Source organism: Paraburkholderia ribeironis, from assembly GCF_900019265.1.
Lineage (GTDB): Bacteria > Pseudomonadota > Gammaproteobacteria > Burkholderiales > Burkholderiaceae > Paraburkholderia > Paraburkholderia ribeironis.
Map to the genome: position 1 here is coordinate 23,899 of NZ_CYGX02000095.1, position 17,712 is coordinate 41,610.

Sequence of the window (17,712 nt, forward strand, 5' to 3'; positions counted from 1 at the left end):
TCATTGACCTTCTGAGTTCGGCGGCGACGTCGGCGACGTCGATTGAGTCGCGGGAGCGGGAGCGCTAGCGGGCAATGGCGAATCCTGCACCGGAGCCGATGGTGTTTGCGTCGCCGCAGCGGGTGTTGCTTCGCTGTGCTCTGCGCCCGGCGTCTGCGTCATCGCAAGCGGCGGGAGTCGGCCGCCAAGCGACTGTTGCAGCTCCGTCTGCGCAAGCCAGTAGTCTTTCAGCGCATCGATGTATCCGTTGACGGCAGCGATCTGATCGCGCGAATCGGCAAGCAGCTCGAATACGCTTGCGAGCATGCCGTTGTAGCGCAGCAGCATTTCGTCCGAGATGGTCTTGCGCACAGGCACGACCTCATCGCGGTAGTGGCGGGCGACGTCGTAACTCGTCACGCAGGCGGAGTACGACTCGCGTACTTCGGAACGGGCGTCGATCGCCGTCTGGGCGAGCCGGTTCGCCGACTGCATATAGATGGCTTCGGCGCGTGCGACCTTCGCACTGCCCCAGTCGAAGAGAGGAATCTCGACACTGATTTCGTACCCGTGCTCATGCCCCTTGTCGGTCTCGAAGTTGTCGAGATAGCCGACGTCGAGCGCATTGATGAAGCGGGTCGCCTGGCTGAGTCCCAGAGAGGTTGCGACGCTTTGTGTTCTCAGCTGCGCCGCCTGAATGTCCAGACGGTTCCGCATCGCAAAGCTTTCGAGGTCATCGAGTTGCGGCCTGTCCTTCGGCAGGTCAGGCAAACGGTCCGGCAGCTTGTACTGGGTTCCTGAACCCCATAAACCCATTGCACGTGTGAGCTTCTCGCGGGCCATGACTGACTGCTGCTTCGCCTTCGCCAACTGCGCGACTGATTCCGCGTAGAAAGCCTGCTCGCGCGCATAGTCGAGCTTGCTGAAATTGCCTGCCTGGCGCATGCGCAAGGCGAGTTCTGCTCCGGCCTCGGCGGAGTCCTTGACCTGAGCGGCATACAACGCAGCCTGCTCGGCGGCCACGGCGTTCACATAGGCCTTGCGAGCGTCGGCGGCCACCGCGAGCATCGCGTTAGCAGTCTCGAGCTTCGTTTGTTCAAACCGCCGGCTCTCGATGCGCGTCGCCACCGGCAGCGTGAGCACAGCCAGTACGCCCATCGAAAAGGTCCGGCTGATGCCGAAGCCATCGCTCCAGTGCGTCCGGCTGAACGTAAAGCCCGGATTGGGCAGACGGCCCGCCTGGACGAGGTCAGCCTCGGAGATGCCGAGTTCACCGTACGACGCCTGCAGTCCACTGTTGTTCAGCAGTGCAACCTGGACAGCGTCGTCCATGCCGAGCGGCTTCGAAAGGAGTTCTTGCGTACGCTGGAAAACAGCGTCGCGGTCTGCGTCGGTTTTGACGTAGACGGCGTCTTTGCCGAGGCGCTCGAAAGCAGTCGTCGATACGGTGTTGAATCCACCGTCTTTCGAGAAGGTCGTGCAGCCTGCAAGCAACACCGTCGCGATGGCAATGCAGATCACGCGGTTGTGCACGAGGTATCGCTTCATTTCGTCTCGCCCTCGTGTTCACGACCGCTCTGTTCATGACCGCTCTTTCCGTCTGGTGTCGCACCGGGTTGCTGAGCGCGCTGCATCCCGGTCATGCGTCGGCTCGGCGTAACGGCGCGATTCAGTTGTTGCCAGCTCGGGGCTTCCCCGTCCTCGTAGGACCCCTCGTAGGCCCTATAGCCGTCGAATGCGGATGACGCCGAGGCGACCGGCATCGATGCCGCTGCGTCCGTTGGGTCGGGCACTGCCGTCGCGGCATGCGCGAGCAACGGCAACACTGCGCCTGCGCAGATAAGCGCCGCAGAAATTGTTCGCATGAATTGTTCTCGTCGTGAATCATCCGGAGACCGTGACGGACTCCAGAAAAACTTGCTGGTCGCAGCCCGTGGCCGCGAGTGCGTGGATCAGATGAGAATCGCGCGGGGAGGCCGTTCGATGCCGCCGGTCAGGAACAACACGACACCGGCAGCGGGAGGCAATGGGACAGGGAAATGAGCCGGCTCAGCCGCAGCGCAAACCGCAGGCACAACCGGTAGCACTGCACCGACACAGCAGGACGCGCAGGTCAAACACGCGTGCATGTGATGGCCGCCGTTGTGGTGATGGCCATGGTGGTCATCGTCTTCGGCGATAACGGCATGTTGGTCCGCCGACCCGGATTGATGGAGATGATGGGCGGTCGCTCCGTCGTCGGCCGCTGCCGAGACGGCACAAATCATCGAGACGGCCGCAAATGACTGAACCGGCAGGCTCAGTGCAAGCAGCACGACAAGAAAGAGTTTGCGCCAGTAGGACATGGGGGCAGAGTCTAGCACGGGGTCGGGACCGCTGTAGGCGCGCGAACGTGTGAGTGCGTAACGGCAAAGCGGCTGGGTTGCGGCAGCTTCATCAGCGCGCGAGGTTTGCGAGTCGGATGAGTCGACGTGTTCGTGACGGCATCCATCGCGTTGCTCCGTCAGACCGGCAACGTCGCCCCCGTTGACATTCCCATTATGGGAAGCTTCATGCTGTAAGCGTTTCTCGTTATAAGGAGCCGCAAAAATGGAATTCAATGTAGCCGACATGTCATGCGGCGGATGTGCGAGCGCCGTAAGCAGGGCGATAACAAACCTGGACCCGGCTGCCAAAGTCGAGATTGATCTCGCAGCAAAAACGGTGAAGGTCGAGTCAGCGCTGGAGCAGGAGCAGATCGCCGGCGCAATCGAGGAAGCTGGCTTCGATCCCGTCGCCACCGCGCCGTAAACGCGACAGCCGGGGCGGTTCGCAAGCCTCACCGTCAAAATCCAGCTGAGCAAACACAAAGAGGCAAGCCGTGGTGGCTTGCCTCTTCCTGTGCTACCTGTGGTCCGCAAAGCGAAGTCAATCTCTTGCCTTGCGACTACCCTGCTCTACTTCTTGTAGTTCGCGACGCCTTCGCTGATTTCCTTGTGCGCGGCTTCGATGCCCGTCCAGCCGTCGACCTTCACCCACTTGCCCTTCTCCAGCACCTTGTATTGCTCGAAGAAGTGCTTGATCTGGTCTTTCAGGTAAGCCGGGACGTCGTCGATCGACTTCAGGTCCGCAGTCATCGGGCAGATCTTGTCGTGCGGCACGGCGATCAGCTTCGCGTCCACGCCCGATTCGTCGGTCATTTGCAGCATGCCGAGCGCACGTGCGCGCACCACCGAGCCGGCCAGCAGCGGGAACGGCGTGATCACCAGCACGTCAACCGGGTCGCCGTCGCCCGACAGCGTTTGCGGAATGAAGCCGTAGTTGGCCGGATAGCGCATGCCGGTGCCGATGAAACGGTCGACGACGAGCAGGCCCATTTCCTTGTCGGCTTCGTACTTCACCGGATCGCTCTGCGCCGGGATTTCGATGATGACGTTGAAATCTTGCGGAAGGTCTTTGCCTGCGGGGACGTGATTGAAGCTCATGAGCGCTCTCTGATCAGGATGGAAGTCGGAACACGGCGTACGGCGCGTGGGCTCTGGCGGCATGCATCGTGGATGCCTGGATCTCGCCGCGAGCGGCCACGGTACGGCCGCACAGTGCGGAATGCGCCATTATAGCCAATCGGCCGATGCCACCCGTGCGGGGATCGGCGCGATAATCGTTGGGCGTCTCTCGCTTGTGCGTCCCGCTTGTGAGTCCCATTCGTGAACACCGTGTGGCTCGACCCGGCCGCGCGACATTTCAAGGAGCATGCATGGAAGAAGCCCGACACTTCATCGGCGGCGAGTGGTGCGCCGCTTCCGGCGGCGAAACGATCGCCGTGCTCGATCCGTCGGACGGCCAGCCGTTCACCGTGTTGGCGCGCGGCACCGCGGCCGATATCGACGCCGCCGTGCACGCCGCGCGCCGCGCGTTCGACGGCGCATGGGGCGCGGCCAGCGCCGCCGAACGTGGCCGCGTGCTGTACCGGCTGTCGATGCTGGTGGCGGCCCGCCAGGAAGAGCTGGCGCAGCTCGAAGCGCGCGACACCGGCAAGCCGCTCAAGCAGGCGCGCGGCGATGCGGCCGCCCTCGCCCGCTATTTCGAGTTCTACGCAGGCGCGGCCGACAAGCTGCACGGCGAAACGCTGCCTTACCAGAGCGGCTATACGGTGCTGACGATCCGCGAGCCGCACGGCGTGACCGGTCACATCGTGCCGTGGAACTATCCGATGCAGATTTTCGGCCGCAGCGTCGGCGCGGCGCTCGCCACCGGCAATGCGTGCGTCGTCAAACCGGCCGAGGACGCCTGCCTGTCGGTGCTGCGCGTCGCCGAACTGGCTGCCGAAGCGGGCTTGCCGGTCGGCGCGCTGAATATCGTCACCGGCTATGGACACGAAGCGGGTGCCGCGCTCGCGCGTCATCCCGGCATCGATCACATTTCGTTCACCGGCTCGCCCGAAACCGGCAAGCTGGTCACGCAGATGGCCGCCGAGAATCACGTGCCGGTCACGCTGGAACTGGGCGGCAAGTCGCCGCAAATCGTCTTCGCCGACGCGGACCTCGACGCGGCGCTGCCCGTGCTGGTGTCGGCGATCGTGCAGAACGCCGGGCAGACCTGTTCGGCGGGCAGCCGCGTGCTGATCGAGCGGGCCATCTATGAACCTTTACTCGACCGGCTGGGTAACGCGTTCCAGGCGCTGCGCGTCGGGCCGTCGCATGCCGACCTCGACTGCGGGCCGCTCATCAACGCGAAGCAACAGCAGCGCGTGTGGGACTTCCTCTCCGACGCGCAGCACGACGGCATCGCGATGGCGGCACACGGCGAAGTGATTCCCGAAGCGCCGGAGAGCGGCTTCTATCAGGCGCCCACGCTGCTGCGCGACGTGCCCGCCGGCCATCGCCTCGCGTGCGACGAAGTGTTCGGGCCAGTGCTCGCCGCCATGTCCTTCAGCGACGAAGACGAAGCGCTCGCGCTCGCCAACGGCACGCAGTACGGCCTCGTAGCCGGCATCTGGACGCGCGACGGCGCGCGCCAGATGCGTCTCGCGCGGCGTGTGCGCTCCGGCCAGGTGTTCATTAACAACTATGGCGCGGGCGGCGGCGTCGAATTGCCGTTCGGCGGCGTCAGGCATTCGGGCCACGGGCGCGAAAAAGGTTTCGAAGCGCTGTACGGCTTCACCGTGCTGAAGACCATCGCGATCCGGCATGGCTAGCCGGTTGCGGGTTCGAGGCCGGCACGCATCACCATTCAGTTGCAACACCGTCCACAACAAATAGCGGAGACATCATGCGGTTGACAGGTAAAACAGCCATCGTCACGGGTGGCGGCTCGGGTTTCGGCGAAGGCATCGCGAAGACCTATGCGCGCGAAGGCGCGAACGTGGTGGTCAACGATCTGAATGGCGCGGCCGCCGAGCGCGTGGCAAGCGAGATCGCGCTAGCCGGCGGCAAGGCCATCGCGGTGCCCGGCAACGTGGCGCTACGCGATGACTGGCGCGCGTTGCGCGAGGCGGCGCTGGAAGATTTCGGCAGTGTGCAGATCGTGGTCAACAATGCCGGCACCACGCATCGCAACAAGCCGGTGCTGGAAGTGACGGAAGCCGAATTCGACCGCGTCTACGCGGTGAACGTGAAAAGCATCTACTGGAGCGTGCAGGAGTTCGTGCCGTATTTCCGCGAGCAAGGCGGCGGCAGCTTCGTCAATATCGCGTCGACGGCCGGCGTGCGGCCGCGGCCGGGGCTCGTCTGGTACAACGGCAGCAAGGGCGCGGTGATCATCGCGAGCAAGTCGCTCGCCGTCGAACTCGGTGCCGACCGGATTCGCGTGAACTGCGTGAATCCGGTGATCGGTGAAACGGCGTTGCTTTCCGAGTTCATGGGCGTCGAGGATACGCCGCAAAATCGCCAGCGCTTTCTCGCCGGCATTCCGCTCGGGCGCTTCTCGACCCCGCAGGACGTCGCCAACGCGGCGCTCTATCTGGCGTCCGACGAAGCGGAGTTCATCACCGGCGTGTGTCTCGAAGTGGACGGCGGGCGCTGCGTGTGAGCGCCGCGACGCGTTTGCAGCACCACTCGCGCAGGCGAGGGCCGCGTGCGGCTCTCGCCGAAGCCAGGGTCAGTGCCGGTGTCAGTGTCGGTGTCGGTGTCGGTGTCGGTGTCGGTGTCGGTGTCGGTGTCGGTGTCGGTGTCGGTGCCGGTGCCGGTGCCGGTGCCAGTGCCGGTGTCAGTGACGGTGTCAGTGCCGGTGTCGGTGTCGAGGTCGATGCCGAAGTAAGTGTTTCCCCCCGGTATCGATTTGCCTGCAAATGATCCCACACGGCTAGAATCGCTCGACAGCGGCACGTCAATTTCACAACAAAAGAGGAGACACGATGGCTAGTCCCGCAGACCCGCTTCACCATCCCGGCGCAGGTGCGCCGCCTTCCACCTTCGAAGAGGCGACCTACCGCAAGGTCAGCTGGCGGCTCGCGCCGTTCCTGATGCTCTGCTACGTGGTCGCGTATCTGGACCGCGTGAACGTCGGCTTCGCCAAGCTGCAAATGACCAGCGACCTCGGCTTGAGCGATGCGGTGTATGGCTTCGGCGCGGGGATTTTCTTCATCGGCTATTTCATCTTCGAGATTCCGAGCAACGTGATCCTGCACAAGGTGGGCGCACGCGTGTGGATCGCGCGGATCATGGTGTCGTGGGGCGTGATTTCGATGCTGACCATGTTCGTCACCACGCCGACCATGTTCTACGTGATGCGCTTTCTGCTCGGTCTCGCCGAGGCGGGTTTCTTCCCCGGCATCATCCTGTATCTCACCTACTGGTATCCGGCGCACCGGCGCGGCCGCATGACCACCTGGTTCATGACGGCGATCGCGCTGTCGGGCGTGATCGGCGGGCCGCTGTCGGGCTATATCCTGAAGAGCTTCAACGACCTCAACGGCTGGCATGGCTGGCAGTGGCTGTTCCTGCTCGAAGGGATTCCATCGGTGATCGTCGGGATCATGGTGTTCCTGATGCTCGACGACCGCATCGCGAACGCCAAATGGCTCACCAGGGAAGAGCAGCAATTGCTCGAAAGCCAGGTGTCGGCCGAAGAAGCCACCAAGCACGATATGCCGATCCGCCAGGTACTCACGAGCGGCCGCGTGCTGATGCTTTCGCTCACGTACTTCTCGTTCGTGATGGGTCTGTACGGCGTGAGCTTCTGGCTGCCGACCATCATCAAGGCGACCGGCGTCACCGACGCGTTCATGATCGGCCTGCTGTCCGCGATCCCATTCGCGGCGGCGGTGGTGGCGATGGTGTTCGTCGCGCGCAGCGCGGACCGCACGCGCGAGCGGCGCTGGCATATCGCGTTGCCCGCGTTCGCAGGTGCGGTCGGCCTCGTGCTGTCCGTGGTGTGGGCGCAGAGCACGGTGCTGGCGATGGCCTCGCTCACGCTCGCGACCATGGGCATTCTGACTACGCTGCCGCTGTTCTGGAGCCTGCCCACGGCGATCCTTGCCGGCACGGGCGCGGCCGCCGGTATCGCGATGATCAATTCGATCGGCAACCTGGCGGGCTTTCTGAGCCCCTACGCGGTGGGTTGGCTCAAGCAGGCGACCGCCGCGAACGACTCCGGCATGTACATGCTGGCGGCGTTCATGGTGCTAGGCGGCCTGCTCGCGATCAGCGTACCGGCGCGAATCGTCAACAGGTGAAGCGGTGCGCCGCCTGAGATCGGGCGGCGCGCGCCCGCGAACGTCGCGAACGCGGCAACGCGGCAACGCGGCAACGCAGCAACGCAGCAACGCAGCAACGCAGCAACGCAGCAGCGTGTCAGGTTAAGGCTCGGGATGCATCGCGCACGCCCGAATCTTCACGCGCCACACGTGTCAACAAAAAAAGCCCCGAGCGTCTCGTAACGCCGGGGCTTTTTCGGTCTGCCCACCTATCGCGCGAACCACACGGCGCAGGGAGCCAACCGCAGCGTGCCAATATCGTCACACCACGTTCATCGCCAGCGCGCTTTCGCGATAGTGCTGGCTCGCCTTGTCCGCATCGCCGAGCTGCTCGTGCAAACGCGCCAATGCACGATGCGAGCGGATTCTGAGCGTCTCATTGTCGGCCAGCTTCAGCGCACGTTCGAGGAACGATTGCGCCTTGCCCCACAACTGCTGATGCAGGCACAAGCGACCCAGCGTGAACATCAGGTCCGCATCTTCCGGACGATCCTTCTGCCATGCCTCGGCCTTCTGGATCAACGGCAGCGCGTCGCCCGCGGCCGTATCCGGATAGCGGCGCAAGAGGCGCGCGTCCCAGTTCTGCGCAAGCGCTTCCTCGACGATCTTGCGCGCTTCCTGCGGACGATTCAGCGCCACCAGCAGTTCCGCGGCGAGGTCGGCGAGACGCGGCGAATGACGCTCGGTCGCCGACAGCGAGTTCCACATTTCCAGCAGCGCATCGGCGTTATGACGCCGGTCGCGCAGCAGATTCTCCGCCGCCAGTTGACGCAGGCGCACCGCCACCGCCGGATGGATCGCCTCGCGCTTTTCCAGCGTCTTGACGAGCTTGTGCACCTCGCCCCAGTTCTTCAATTGCTGTTGCGCACGCAACATGATCTGCTGCGCGTGAATGCGCCGCGCGCCCTGCGACTGCATTTCGGTCAGCGCGGTCAATGCGCCGTCGGCGTCGCGGCCGTCGGCGCGCATGTCGGCGGTGGCCATCAGGCGCGCGTCCTGCCAGTCGGCGCCGTCGATCTGCGCGAGCCATTCGTCGCGCCGCGCGTATTCACGCATGCGATGCGCGGCGGTGGCGGCGATCAGACCGGCCGCGCCCTTGTTGTCGACGTTCGCGAGCGCATCTTTCGCGGCCTTTTCCGCACGCGTGAAACGCCCCGCATACAGATTGCCGATCGCATCACGCAGCGCCGCGTGCGCCTTCGCGACGCGCGAGCGCGCACGGTACGCGGCCACGCGCTGCGGCATGCGCCAGATATTGCGGACGATGCGCAGCAGTGCGTACAGCAGGATGAACAGCACCACCAGCCCGACCACGAACAGATTCAACGACATGTCGACGCGGTACGGCGGATAGATCAGCAGCACCTGCCCCGTGTCGAAGCGCCCGACCACCGCCAGCGCCACCGCGATGGCGAACAGCAACGCAAGCCATAGAAGTCCCCGGATCGCCATGATTAACCTCGGCTCCGGTATTGATTGACGGCCTGCAGGCTCGTGTTCAGATTCGGCAGTTCGACCGCGGCCGAACCCGCATCCACCTGCTTGACCAGATCGACGACGGTCTGCGTCTCTTTCGACGCGTTGTCGAAGTAGCGTGTGAGCGAGGTCTGCGCCGCCTGCAGGTCGGACTTCAGCGTGGTCTGGTTGCGCGAGAGCAGCGCGACCCGCGCGGACAGCAGACGCAGCTTCAGGTTCTGACGCACGAAGTAGCCCTGGTCGGGCGTGACCAGCATCGCATCGGCGTTGTCGATGCGGCGCACCTGCACGAGGCTCGTCAACTGCTGGCCGACACCTGCCGTCACCTCATGCAGCCACACTTCCCAGCGCGGCTTGCCGGTAGCCGCGGCCACCTTCGCGGTGTCGGCCCATGTGGCCGCGTGCGGGGTGGCATGGGGGATCGGCGCTTCGCCCGCGAGCGGCAGGCTGTCGATGTGATCGATCGCGTCGTCGAGCTTGATGGCGAGACCCGTGAGGTCGGTGGAAGGCGCGGCCTTCAGCTTGTCGATGTCTTGTGCGATGGCCTTGCGAACCGCGACGGCCTGCGGGCTGTCCGAGGCGGCGAGGCGCGTATCCGCGCTTTGCAGCGCGAACAACGCGAGCTGCGTGTTGCCGGTGAGCTGCAACTGCTGGCTCGCGGCCGACAGCATCTGTCCGACTTCGGCGAGCGTCCAGTCGTCGCGATTGCGGGCAAGGTCCGCGTACTGCTGTTGCAGCGCCTGCTGCGCGGCTTGCGCATCGGCGAGCTTGCCTTCGAGTTGCGCGACCTGCGAATCGGACTGATGCACGGTGGCCAGCGCCTGCTCGGTCTTGATGCGCAGTTCGTTGGTCTGGGTGTCGTTGGCCTGCTGGCGTTGCGCGAGCCGCTGTTCGCTGCGCTCCACCTTGCGATTGAGCGCAAAGCCGCCGACGCCCGCCGCACCAGCAATGATCAGGACGACCAACCACAGCAGCGGTCCGCTCGCGCTGCGGCGCTTTTGCGCTTCGTACGGCGTGAAGGGTTGATTCGGCGGCAACGCGGTGGTCGCGGCTGGCTGGGGTGAAGCGTGCGTGGATGCGTTCGTTTCAGTCATGCGTGAATTAGCCGGTGAATGAGCCGGGTTGGACGGTACCGGTTGGACTACGGGCGGGACGGCGGCAAGCAGTGCGCGGACAATGCGCTCGTCGCCCGGGCCGGACACCGTCATCCTATCAAAACCCAATGCCCGCGCGGTTTGCGCGATTCGGGGATGAGGTGTGACGAGGTTCGCGCGCTTGAGCTGCACGATCTCGTCGGCGGTCAGATGCTCCTGGGCGAGTTCGTGCAGATTGCGCACGCCTTCGGAACTGGTCAGCAGCCATGCGTGCGGCGCGCCGGCGAGCAGCGCATGCACGCGCGCCCAGCCGCGGATCGACGGCTCGGGCACGACGCGCCGATACGCGGCGACCGCTTCGACTTCGGCGCCCGCTTCGCGCAGACGGTCGGCGAGCCACTCGCGGCCGCCATCGCCGCGCACGATCAGCACGCGCTTGCCGTCGAGACTCGCCGCGCCGAGCGAGGCGTCGAGCGCCGCGAAGAGGCCTTCGGAATCGAAGCCGGTTGCTTCGTCATCGGCGGCGCCTGATGCCGGGCTGATCACGCGATGCGCCGGCGCGGCGACGCCGTGGCGCGCGAGCGCCTGCACGCTGCCCGGCCCGACCACGCCGATCGGCAACGCATGCGGCCAGATGCCCTGGTGGCGGGCGAAGGCGTGGTCGACCGCATTCGGCGACACGAACACGACGAGCGCATAGCGCTCCAGCGAAGCCAACGCAGCGCGCAACGGCGCGTCATCGGCGACGGGCGCGATCTCGATCAGCGGGAACTCGAGCGTGGCGAGGCCGGCAGCGTCGAGTTGCCTGATGAGCTCGCTCGACTGACCGGCCGGTCGCGTAATCACGACCGTGAACGCCGCCTCGCGCGACGCTGTGGCGGACGAAGCCGCGTGACCTGGGATGTCGGCCGCCATCACTCGCCGGACGCCGCGCTGTCCGCCGCCGCACTCCCGCGCGACGCGTCGGCGGGGTCGGCGGGACCACTGGCGGTGCTGAGCGCACGCACGATGTCGAGCGCGCCCTGCTGTTCGAGCGCGCTCGCCACTTGCTGGCCCAGCGCGAGCGCGTGCTCGATCGTGGGCGCGGGCGCCGAGGCCTGCGCGCTCAGCACGCGCTGCCCATCAGGCGTCGCGACGATGCCGCGCAGATGCAGCGCGCCGTCATGCCAGCTCGCATACGCGGCGAGCGGCACCTCGCAACTGCCGCCGAGCGCACGCGACACCATGCGTTCCGCTTCGACGGCCGCGGCCGTGTGTGCGTGATGCAGCGGCGCGAGCCACGCGGCGAGGTCTGCGCGATCGGCGCGAATCTCGATGCCGAGCGCGCCCTGCCCCGCCGCCGGCAAGCTGTCTTGCGGATCGAGCAAGGCGCGGATGCGCTCGCCCAAACCCAAACGCTTGAGCCCGGCGGCGGCGAGAATGATCGCCGCGTAGTCGCCCCGATCGAGTTTCGCCAGACGCGTATCCAGATTGCCACGCAACGGCCGCACCTCGAGGTGCGGGTATCGCATGCGCAGCATCGCCTCACGACGCAAACTCGAGGTGCCGACCACGGCGCCCGCCGGCAACGCGGCAAGCGAGTCGTACTGATTGGACACCAGCGCGTCGCGCGGATCTTCGCGCTCCATGATCGCAGTCAGCGCGAAGCCCGCGGGCAATTCCATCGGCACGTCCTTCAGGGAGTGCACGGCGAGGTCGGCGCGGCCATCGGCCAGCGCGGCTTCCAGTTCCTTGACGAAGAGGCCTTTGCCACCGACCTTCGACAGCGTGCGATCGAGAATTTGATCGCCGCGTGTTGTCATTCCGAGAATTTTTACGTCACAAGATGGATATAATTTGTGCAGCGCACATTGCACATGCTCCGCTTGCCACATGGCCAGGCGGCTTTCTCGCGACGCAATCACAAGCGTGTGGGGTGGCGTCGAAAACGTCTCGGTGTTCATTAGCTTGCTGATCGAATGACGGGATGTAATAACAATCAATGTTAGCACGCGCCCTTGTGTCCCAAGGCACAGCGAGGCGCCGTGCCGGCGCGGTATCGATGGAGGAGATGGGCTTCGCGCGACGCGCGCCGGCCCCATCCCGGCTTGTTCACGCACGGTCGTTCGCGCACCGGGGCGTGGCATGCGGGATGATGCAATGCGGCGTGACTGCGTCGCCTGCTCGCGTGCACGCGGCACATCCCGTGCGCATCCGCGGCCCCCTCTCCGGCGTCACGCCATCGGCCCATGCCGTTTCGCGCAGTTCACGTTTCACTTCACGTTGCAGTTCGTAGTGCAGTTCCGCAGTAGCAGTTCATCACTCAACAGACCCTGGCTTCCCTGAGGAAACCCATCGTGACGTCTTCCGGATCGGCGCGCTCTACCCGCCGCAACACTGCATCGCCCAACGCTCGCGCGGCCGACGCCGCCACTGCGTCCACCGCTTCCACCGGCATCGACGCCGCATCGACCCCTGCCAAACGCACCCCACGCGCCGGCAAGACTGCCCAGGCCGCGCAAGCGGCCAAAGTGCCGAAGGCCGCGACCGCTTCCACGTCGATCAAGGCGAAGGAGGCGAACAAGGCAGACAAGGCAGACAAGGCAGAGCAGGCCACGGCCTCCGCTCAAGCGCGCAAGCCGGCCAAGCCCGGCGCCACGAAGATCAAGGTTGTCGCGAGCGCCGACGCCGCGCCGCCGATCGCGCCAGCGCGCAAGCAAACCATGCCAGCCGGCAGCCCCGAGGCCGCGCTGAAAAGCGCCGGCCGCACGCGCGAAGACAAGGACCATCCGCTGTTCCAGGACATCCGTTATCTGGGACGTCTGCTCGGCGACGTGCTGCGCGAACAGGAAGGCGATGAGGTGTTCGACGTCGTCGAAACGATCCGGCAGACCGCCGTGCGGTTTCGTCGCGAGGACGACAGCGCCGCCGCGCAGACACTCGACAAGAAGCTGCGCTCGTTGAGCCCGGGCCAGACGGTCAGCGTGGTGCGCGCATTCAGCTACTTCTCGCACCTCGCGAATATCGCGGAAGACCGCCACCACAATCGCCGGCACCGCATTCACGCGCTCGCCGGCTCGACCGCGCAACCGGGCACCATCGCCCATGCGCTCGACCGGCTCGTCACGGCGGGCGCGGCCGCGACCCCCGTGTTGCAGCAGTTCTTCAACGACGCGCTGATCGTGCCGGTGCTGACCGCGCACCCGACCGAAGTGCAGCGCAAGAGCATTCTCGACGCGCAGCACGACGTCGCGCGACTGCTCGCCGAACGCGACCAGCCGTTGACCGACCGCGAACGCGCGCACAACGATGCGATGCTGCGCGCCCGCGTCACGTCGCTGTGGCAAACGCGGATGCTGCGCGACGCGCGTCTGTCCGTGGCCGACGAAATCGAGAACGCGCTGTCGTACTACCGCGCGACCTTCCTCGAAGAGATTCCGGCGCTCTATGCCGACATCGAAGAGGCGCTCAAGGAACACGGGCTCGCCGCGCGCCTGCCGCCGTTCTTCCAGATGGGCAGCTGGATCGGCGGCGACCGCGACGGCAATCCGAACGTCACCGCCGAGACCCTCGAACACGCGATCACGCGCCAGGCCGCGGTGATCCTCGAACACTACTTGGAGCAAGTGCACAAGCTCGGCGCGGAGTTGTCGGTGTCGAACCTGCTGGTCGGCTCGAGCGATGCGTTGAAAGAACTCGCGGCGGTGTCGCCCGACCAGTCGCCGCATCGCACCGACGAGCCGTATCGCCGCGCCTTGATCGGCATGTACACGCGGCTCGCCGCGAGCGCACGGGTGCGCCTCGGCGAAGGCAGCGTGCCGTTGCGCAGCGCGGGCCGCGGCGCGGCGCCGGTGCGCGCCAAACCCTACGGCGACGCCGCCGAATTCGTGCGCGACCTGCACGTGCTGCTCGACTCGCTCACCGAGCATCACGGCGCGCCGCTCGCCGCACCGCGCCTGGCGCCGCTCGCACGCGCCGCCGAAGTGTTCGGCTTTCACCTGGCGAGCATCGACTTGCGGCAAAGCTCCGACATCCACGAAGCAGTGATCGCCGAACTGCTCAAGCGCGCGGGCGTCGCGGACGATTACGCGGCGCTCTCCGAAGCCGACAAACTCGACGTGCTGCTCGCGGAACTCGCGCAACCGCGCCCCTTGCGCGTGCCGTACGCCGACTATTCCGATCTCGTGAAGAGTGAGCTCGGCGTGCTCGAAGAGGCGCGCGTCACGCGTGAAAAATTCGGTGCGCGCGCAGTGCGCAACTACATCATTTCGCACACGGAAACCGTCAGCGATCTGGTGGAAGTGATGCTGCTGCAAAAGGAGACCGGCCTGCTGCGCGGCCGTCTGGGCGATGCGAACGATCCGGCCCGCGCGGGCCTGATGGTGATCCCGCTGTTCGAGACGATCCCTGACCTGCGCAACGCGCCGCACATCATGCGCGATCTGATTGCGCTGCCGGGCGTCGATGCGCTGATCGAACATCAGGGCAACCAGCAGGAAGTGATGCTCGGCTATTCCGACAGCAACAAGGACGGCGGCTTCCTCACGTCGAACTGGGAGCTGTATCGCGCCGAACTCGCGCTGGTGTCGCTGTTCAACGAACGCGGCGTGACGCTGCGGCTGTTCCATGGACGCGGCGGCACCGTCGGCCGGGGCGGCGGTCCGACCTATCAGGCGATTCTGTCGCAACCGCCGGGCACCGTCGACGGTCAGATCCGCCTGACCGAGCAAGGCGAAGTGATCGCGAGCAAGTTCGGCAATCCGGAGATCGGCCGGCGCAATCTGGAAACGGTGGTCGCCGCGACGCTCGAAGCGTCGCTGCTGCCGCACGGCAATGCGCCCGCAGACCTGCCCGCGTTCGAACAGACCATGCAGCAGCTGTCCGACGCGGCGATGGCCGCGTATCGCGCGCTGGTCTACGAAACGCCGGGTTTCAAGGAGTACTTCTTCGAGTCGACGCCGATCGCGGAGATCGCCGAACTGAACATCGGCAGCCGGCCCGCGTCGCGCAAGCTGCAGGATCCGAAGCAACGCAAGATCGAAGATTTACGCGCGATTCCGTGGGGTTTCTCGTGGGGCCAATGCCGCCTGCTGCTGACCGGCTGGTACGGTTTCGGCAGCGCGGTGGCCGCCCATCTCGACGACGCGCCGAGCGAAGCCGAACGCGCACGACGTCTCGCGCTGCTGAAGAAAATGCACAAGACGTGGCCGTTCTTTTCGAACCTGCTGTCGAACATGGACATGGTGCTCGCGAAGACCGACCTCGCGGTCGCATCGCGCTACGCGGCGCTGGTGACGGACAAGAAGCTGCGCAAGCACGTGTTCGAGCGCATCGTCGCGGAATGGGAGCGCACCTCGAAGGTGCTGTCGGAGATCACCGGCAAGAGCGAGCGCCTTGCGGAGAATCCGCTGCTCGCGCGCTCGATCAAGAACCGCTTCCCGTATCTGGACCCGCTGAATCACCTGCAGGTGGAGCTGCTCAAGCGTCACCGCGCGGGCGACACCAATGCGCGCGTGCGGCGCGGGATTCATTTGTGCATCAACGGGATTGCGGCGGGGCTGCGCAATACGGGCTGAGCTTGCGCTGACCACGAGCCGGTTGCAAAAGCCGGGCGCGGCCTTGTCGGCCGCGCCCGGCTTTTTTCAATGCGCGTCGATCATCAACGCGTCGAGCTTGAACGAGCCGTCTTGCTGCACGTCGAAATATTGACGCACTTCATCCGGCGCGTGGTCCCACAGCGAGTGGATCGCCACCACGCGCGCCTGCGGCGTGCGCATGCGCGCCACCCACGAACTGAACTCGATATCGATGCGCCAGCGTTCGCGAATCGATGCGTTGAAACCCGCCGCCGCGAACAACGCGACCCACTCGTCGGCCCGGTAATCGCGAATGTGCGAACCGTCGCGCAATAACTCGATCGCCTGGATATGCGTGTCGAGCAACGGATGATCGATGCCGGCGATATCGATGAACAGCACCTTGCCACCCGGCTTCAATACGCGCCGGACTTCGGCGAGCGCACGCGGCACATCGTGCCAGTGATGCGCGCTCATCCGGCTGATTACCCAGTCGAACCCATGGTCGTCGAACGGCAGCGCCTCGGCCGCGCCCTGCTGCGTGCGGATGTTGGCGAGGCCGCGCTCGTGCGCCGCGCCGGCGACCGTGGCCAGCATCTGCGGCGCGATGTCGTAGGCAACGACTTCACGCGCGTGCGGCGCGACCGCGAAACTCGCGTGGCCCGCGCCACAACCCATGTCGAGCACCGTCGCCCCCGGCGTCGCGGCGATCGATTCGGCCAGCGTCCGCAGGTCCGCTCCGGTTGCATGGGTCTGACTCGTCAAGTAGGCGGCGGCGGTCGAGCCGAAGGCGTCGGCGACCTGATCGTGATGCTTCATGGGAGGCTCCGGTTGTTTGTTGGGGGTAGCGGCTGGAAGGCGGCTGGAAGGCATTGCGCCATTCCAGCCGCTACAATAGAGCCCGCCATGTACCAGTACAAGTTAAGCAATTATTCTGGTATCTCTATTACCCCCTCCGCGCGCCGCCCGCTCCGAATGATCACGCCGTCTTCCGCAGACCACCCGCCGCCGCTCGACGCCACCCCGGCTCGCGCGCTCGGCGACTTCATCCGCGCGCACCGCGAACGGCTCTCGCCGCAAGCGGTCGGCCTGCCGCCCGGGCCGCGCCGCCGCACGCCCGGCTTGCGCCGCGAGGAAGTTGCGCAGCTGTGCGGCGTGAGTCCGACCTGGTACACATGGATCGAACAGGGCCGGCCGGTCTCCGCGTCCGCCGATGCGCTCGCGCGGATCGCGGTTGCGCTGCAACTGTCGCGCGCCGAGCGCGCGTACCTGTTCGAGCTGGCCGCGCAGCGCGATCCGGCCGAGCCCGATCCGGCCGCCGCCGACGCGCCCGCCACACTGCTCGAAACGGTGCAGCTCGTGAACGCGCCGGCCTACGTGCTCGATCGCCAATGGAATGCGCTCGCGTGGAACGAACGGGCCGCCGATCTGTTCGTCGGCTGGCTGGACGGCGCGCATGATCGCAATCTGCTGCGCTACACGTTTACCGAACCCGCCGCGTGCGCGCTGATCGTCGATTGGGAAACGCGCGCGCGACGGCTTGCCGCCGAATTCCGCGCGGACTCGATCCGTCATCTGAACGATGCGCCGACCCGCGCGCTGATCGATTCGCTGTCGGCGGCAAGCGACGCGTTCGCGCGCTTCTGGGCGTCGCAGGACGTTGGCGGCCGCGAGGGCGGACGGCGCGAGTTCAACCATCCGCGCGACGGCCGCGTCGTCTACGACCAGATCACCTTCAAGCCCGCGCATCGCGAAGATCTGAAGCTGGTGGTGCTGGTACGCGAATAGCCGGCTGGCCGATGGCACCTGTTTGACCGGCGCGAGCGGCGGGCGGTGTTGCGCGTGGGCGGACCGCTCCGACTGCCTGCGCCTGCCTGTGCCGACTGCCCGCTTGCGCGCCGCATCTTGAAGCCCGCCCGCCGGTGTTAAAATC

The 17,712-nt window shown here is 65.8% G+C and carries 15 protein-coding genes; 7 read left to right on the plus strand and 8 right to left on the minus strand.

What is annotated here, in order from left to right; all coding sequences use genetic code 11:
* From BN2475_RS29860 to BN2475_RS29870, 3 genes are all read right to left on the minus strand, one after another.
* Positions 1–1,527, minus strand: coding sequence for a TolC family protein (locus tag BN2475_RS29860; protein WP_094783002.1), 1,527 nt, complete (start codon positions 1,525–1,527; stop codon positions 1–3).
* Complete coding sequence (locus BN2475_RS29865; protein WP_094783003.1) at positions 1,524–1,844, minus strand: hypothetical protein; 321 nt, start codon at positions 1,842–1,844, stop codon at positions 1,524–1,526. Before BN2475_RS29865 ends, BN2475_RS29860 begins: the two co-directional genes overlap by 4 nt.
* Before the next feature lie 87 nt (positions 1,845–1,931).
* Complete coding sequence (locus BN2475_RS29870; RefSeq protein WP_094783004.1) at positions 1,932–2,324, minus strand: DUF2946 family protein; 393 nt, start codon at positions 2,322–2,324, stop codon at positions 1,932–1,934.
* A 244-nt stretch (positions 2,325–2,568) separates the two neighbouring features.
* Here BN2475_RS29870 and BN2475_RS29875 point away from each other — a divergent pair, with 244 nt between their 5' ends.
* On the plus strand, positions 2,569–2,769 hold the full coding sequence (locus tag BN2475_RS29875; RefSeq protein WP_094783005.1) for a heavy-metal-associated domain-containing protein: 201 nt from the start codon (positions 2,569–2,571) through the stop codon (positions 2,767–2,769).
* A gap of 146 nt (positions 2,770–2,915) precedes the next feature.
* Here BN2475_RS29875 and ppa read toward each other — a convergent pair whose 3' ends face one another.
* Complete coding sequence (ppa, locus tag BN2475_RS29880) at positions 2,916–3,443, minus strand: inorganic diphosphatase (RefSeq protein WP_094783006.1); 528 nt, start codon at positions 3,441–3,443, stop codon at positions 2,916–2,918.
* A 272-nt stretch (positions 3,444–3,715) separates the two neighbouring features.
* Between ppa and BN2475_RS29885 the strand changes: the two genes are divergently transcribed.
* The 4 genes from BN2475_RS29885 to BN2475_RS29900 all read left to right on the plus strand — a co-directional run bounded on the left by BN2475_RS29885 (position 3,716) and on the right by BN2475_RS29900 (position 7,633).
* Positions 3,716–5,155: an aldehyde dehydrogenase family protein gene (locus tag BN2475_RS29885; protein ID WP_094783007.1), complete on the plus strand. Its 1,440-nt coding sequence runs from the start codon at positions 3,716–3,718 to the stop codon at positions 5,153–5,155.
* Positions 5,156–5,229: 74 nt separating this feature from the next.
* Positions 5,230–5,988: an SDR family oxidoreductase gene (locus BN2475_RS29890; protein ID WP_094783008.1), complete on the plus strand. Its 759-nt coding sequence runs from the start codon at positions 5,230–5,232 to the stop codon at positions 5,986–5,988.
* 45 nt (positions 5,989–6,033) lie between these two features.
* A complete protein-coding gene (locus BN2475_RS34550) occupies positions 6,034–6,216 on the plus strand; it encodes a hypothetical protein (protein ID WP_162494347.1) in 183 nt (60 codons plus the stop codon).
* Positions 6,217–6,313: 97 nt separating this feature from the next.
* Positions 6,314–7,633: an MFS transporter gene (locus tag BN2475_RS29900; RefSeq protein WP_094783010.1), complete on the plus strand. Its 1,320-nt coding sequence runs from the start codon at positions 6,314–6,316 to the stop codon at positions 7,631–7,633.
* A gap of 282 nt (positions 7,634–7,915) precedes the next feature.
* On the opposite strand, the gene BN2475_RS29905 is transcribed toward BN2475_RS29900, so the two are convergent.
* The 3 genes from BN2475_RS29905 to hemC are packed head-to-tail and all read right to left on the minus strand — an operon-like array spanning position 7,916 to position 12,167.
* Positions 7,916–9,106 (minus strand): heme biosynthesis protein HemY, encoded by a 1,191-nt coding sequence (locus BN2475_RS29905; RefSeq protein ID WP_094783011.1) that lies wholly within the window; start codon positions 9,104–9,106, stop codon positions 7,916–7,918.
* A 2-nt stretch (positions 9,107–9,108) separates the two neighbouring features.
* Entirely contained in the window at positions 9,109–11,139 is a 2,031-nt protein-coding gene (gene hemDX / locus BN2475_RS29910) for a fused uroporphyrinogen-III synthase HemD/membrane protein HemX (RefSeq protein ID WP_094783012.1), read from the minus strand.
* Positions 11,139–12,167 carry a hydroxymethylbilane synthase gene (gene hemC, locus BN2475_RS29915; protein ID WP_094783013.1) on the minus strand — a complete coding sequence of 343 codons (1,029 nt, stop codon included), beginning with the start codon at positions 12,165–12,167 and terminating at the stop codon, positions 11,139–11,141. Before hemC ends, hemDX begins: the two co-directional genes overlap by 1 nt.
* Before the next feature lie 393 nt (positions 12,168–12,560).
* Between hemC and ppc the strand changes: the two genes are divergently transcribed.
* Positions 12,561–15,779, plus strand: coding sequence for a phosphoenolpyruvate carboxylase (ppc, locus tag BN2475_RS29920; RefSeq protein ID WP_094783014.1), 3,219 nt, complete (start codon positions 12,561–12,563; stop codon positions 15,777–15,779).
* 66 nt (positions 15,780–15,845) lie between these two features.
* Here ppc and BN2475_RS29925 read toward each other — a convergent pair whose 3' ends face one another.
* A complete protein-coding gene (locus BN2475_RS29925) occupies positions 15,846–16,598 on the minus strand; it encodes a class I SAM-dependent methyltransferase (RefSeq protein ID WP_094783015.1) in 753 nt (250 codons plus the stop codon).
* Between the two features lie 156 nt (positions 16,599–16,754).
* Here BN2475_RS29925 and BN2475_RS29930 point away from each other — a divergent pair, with 156 nt between their 5' ends.
* On the plus strand, positions 16,755–17,567 hold the full coding sequence (locus BN2475_RS29930) for a helix-turn-helix transcriptional regulator (RefSeq protein ID WP_094783016.1): 813 nt from the start codon (positions 16,755–16,757) through the stop codon (positions 17,565–17,567).
* Positions 17,568–17,712 lie beyond the last annotated feature (145 nt).